This window comes from Virgibacillus sp. M23, assembly GCF_034190895.1.
Taxonomy (GTDB): domain Bacteria; phylum Bacillota; class Bacilli; order Bacillales; family Amphibacillaceae; genus Virgibacillus; species Virgibacillus salarius.
Genome location: NZ_JAWDHA010000300.1, coordinates 1 through 424 on the forward strand (window position 1 = coordinate 1; position 424 = coordinate 424).

Annotated in this window: 2 pseudogenes; one reads left to right on the forward strand and one right to left on the reverse strand. The window is 41.0% G+C overall.

Features of this window, described 5'->3' with window-relative positions:
• Positions 1-120: pseudogene (locus RVS70_RS22665) on the reverse strand (metal-dependent hydrolase); the annotation flags it as partial.
• Between the two features lie 123 nt (positions 121-243).
• Here RVS70_RS22665 and RVS70_RS22670 point away from each other — a divergent pair.
• Positions 244-424, forward strand: a pseudogene (locus tag RVS70_RS22670) (MFS transporter); the annotation flags it as partial.

The window sequence follows — 424 nt, forward strand, 5'->3', positions numbered from 1 at the left end:
TTGCTTCAGTTGAGCCGGCACTTTTTCAAGGGCTTGTATCCATTCATCTTTTTGCTCCTTCGTTATGGATTCCCTCGGCTTGTATTCTCCGATTGGGTAGCTTAGGTTGTCTGTTGTCATGCATGTTCCCCCTTCTTTTCACTCTTCTCCTTTATTTTACAAGAAAAAGATTGTGTCTTGCGTCTTTTTCCCATACAATAAAAACGACACTAGTGTCATTTTTATTATTTAGGAGGATGAATCATGGAAAAACCGTTGTTTCGCACTCAAAAAGGGCTGATGACACTGTTAGCCTCACAAACCATTTCTTCACTTGGAGACTGGCTTCACATTTTGGCCGTGCTAACGTTAGCCGCTTTTCAGCTGGATGCTTCACCATTAGATATGTCGTTTTTAATGATGTCATTTGCTTTGCCTGTCATTG